A 2565-nucleotide genomic window follows, 5' to 3' on the forward strand; every position below is an offset into this window, starting at 1 on the left:
TGTGGGAGCGAGCTTGCTCGCGAAAGCGGTACATCAGTTGCCAATAATTTGCCTGACCCACCGCTTTCACGAACAAGTCGGATCGCCGCACCGCCGCTCCCACAACAAGATCACCACCATCCCTTGGCCTTCATAATCTTCAAGCCTGCTGAATCGTCTTGGCAATCACCTCGACCGTCGCGCTGACCTGCTCCTGGCACCGATCGAGCTCCGCCTGGTGCTGCTTTTGCATTTCGATCTGCTGCGAACACAGGTTCATGGCCGCCAGCACCAGCAGGCGGTCGCCGATCAACGTCGGGTATTTGCGCTTGGTATCGGCCAGGGCCGCCTTGAGCATCGAAGCGGCGTCCAGCAACGCCTGCTCCTGCCCGGCCGGCGCCTTGATTGAATAGTCTTCCCCCAGGATCGAGACGACCGTGACCCCATCGGCGCCGTGCTTCATGCGCCAACCGTTGCGCTGCTGGCGCGCTCGATCAGGGTCTGGATGCGGGCAGCGGTGCTGCCATGCAATTCTTCCTGCTCCATCAGGCTCAGTTGCAGGCTTTCGTTTTCATCCTTGGCCTTGGCCAGTTCGGCGTTCAGTGTTTCGTTCAGGCCGGTGAGGTGACGATTCTGTTGCACCAGGTCGGTGACCAGTTGCTCCAGTTGGCTCAGGGATGCTTCCAACATATTGATTTCCAGGCTTTTTCCAGGGGCGCGTACGATAAAGAAAAGTCATCGTCGACGCCACGACTTAGAGGCAGCGGTGCACCGCTCGCGAGCTGTAAAGACTGTGCAGGAGGGATCTGGTTCCGACCCTTCGTCGCGCCATCGACGCCGGAATGCGACAAAAGCACGCAGCGCCCTCAAGACTTTAGTCGTATGACCGATAAGTCAGTTAACCAGTCACAGCCCCGCACGGACGCGCTTCTTCACGGTAATTTCCATGTCCTTACGTAATATGAACATCGCGCCACGAGCGTTCCTGGGGTTTGCCTTGATCGGCGCCCTGATGCTGGCCCTGGGCGTGTTTGCCTTGAGCCAGATGAGCAAGATTCGCACGTCTGGTGAAAACATCGTCGAAAACAGCGTGCCGAGTATCAAGGCCCTGAACGAATTCACCCAACTGACCCTGCGCCTGCGGGTGCTGTCCTATCGCTTGCTGACGAACCGCGAAGCGGACGTCCAGCAGAAGACCCTCGATCTGTTCGAACAACGCAACCAGCAGATCCGCACGGCTCAAAGCAACTATGAAAAGCTCATCAGCGCTCCGGAAGAACGCGCCGCCTATGACCAATACGTGCAGTTGCTGAGTCAGTACCGTCAGCTTGAAGAGCGTATGAAGACCCTTTCGCGCAATAACCAGATGGAAGAACTGCGGACCCTGCTCGCTAACGACCTGCAGACCAATTCGGAAGCTGTCAACACGGTCCTGGCTCGCCTTACCGAGATCAACAATCAGCAAGCCGAAGCCTTCAACCAAAGTGCAGCCCAACAAGCTTCAACCGCTTTCAACTGGGTCGTCACCCTACTGGTCATCTCCACCGGCCTGACCCTGCTCTTCGCCTGGCTGCTGACCACCAGCATCACCAAGCCGATCGCCAACGCGTTGGACGCCGCCGAGGAAATCGCCAAGGGCAACCTGACCCGGCCGATCACCGTTGACGGCAGCGACGAAGCCGGCCGCCTGCTGCGCGCCATGGCGACCATGCAGGACAAGCTGCGTGACACCCTGCAGCGCATTTCCGGCTCGGCCACGCAACTGGCTTCCGCCGCCGAAGAGCTCAACAGCGTCACCGACGAAAGCGCCCGTGGCCTGACCCAGCAGAACAACGAAATCGAACAAGCCGCCACCGCGGTCAACGAGATGACCAGCGCCGTTGAAGAGGTTGCCCGCAACGCGGTCAGCACCTCGGAAGCGTCCAGGAACGCCACGACTTCAGCGGGCGACGGCCGCGACCTGGTGCAGGAAACCGTCGGCGCCATCGAACGCATGAGCGCCGACGTACAAAGCACCGCCACGCTGATCGGCAACCTGGCCGATGAATCCCGCGACATCGGCAAGGTGCTCGACGTGATCCGTGGCCTGGCCGACCAGACCAACCTGCTGGCCCTGAACGCCGCCATCGAAGCCGCCCGTGCCGGTGAAGCCGGTCGTGGTTTCGCCGTGGTCGCCGATGAAGTCCGCGCCCTCGCCCACCGCACCCAGCAGTCGACCAGCGAAATCGAACGCATGATCGGCAGCATCCAGAGCGGCACCGAACAGGCCGTGGATTCGATGCGCAACAGCACCGAACGCGCCGAATCGACGTTGAACATCGCCCGCGGTGCCGGCATGTCCCTCGACACGATCAACAGCGCCATCGTCGAGATCAACGAACGCAACCTGGTGATCGCCAGCGCCGCCGAAGAACAGGCCCAGGTGGCCCGCGAAGTGGACCGCAACCTGGTGAACATCCGCGACCTGTCGGTGCAATCGGCCACCGGCGCGAACCAGACCAGCGCCGCGAGCGCCGAGCTGTCGCGCCTGGCGGTGGATTTGAACAGCATGGTTGGGCGGTTCAGCCTTTAACCCATAACCCAGCT

General features: G+C 60.9%; 3 protein-coding genes. 1 reads left to right on the forward strand and 2 read right to left on the reverse strand.

Annotated elements, in window-relative coordinates; translation table 11 throughout:
- Nucleotides 1-139: 139 nt before the first annotated feature.
- Nucleotides 140-442: a cell division protein ZapA gene (locus OC610_RS25350; protein WP_181290909.1), complete on the reverse strand. Its 303-nt coding sequence runs from the start codon at nucleotides 440-442 to the stop codon at nucleotides 140-142.
- A complete protein-coding gene (locus OC610_RS25355; RefSeq protein ID WP_264431772.1) occupies nucleotides 439-669 on the reverse strand; it encodes a hypothetical protein in 231 nt (76 codons plus the stop codon). Before OC610_RS25355 ends, OC610_RS25350 begins: the two co-directional genes overlap by 4 nt.
- 256 nt (nucleotides 670-925) lie before the next feature.
- Here OC610_RS25355 and OC610_RS29850 point away from each other — a divergent pair, with 256 nt between their 5' ends.
- The gene (locus tag OC610_RS29850; RefSeq protein WP_264431773.1) at nucleotides 926-2551 is read left to right on the forward strand and encodes a methyl-accepting chemotaxis protein; all 1626 of its coding nucleotides are present in this window, start codon (nucleotides 926-928) and stop codon (nucleotides 2549-2551) included.
- Nucleotides 2552-2565 lie beyond the last annotated feature (14 nt).

Source organism: Pseudomonas agronomica, assembly GCF_025917275.1.
GTDB classification, from domain to species: Bacteria; Pseudomonadota; Gammaproteobacteria; order Pseudomonadales; family Pseudomonadaceae; genus Aquipseudomonas; species Aquipseudomonas agronomica.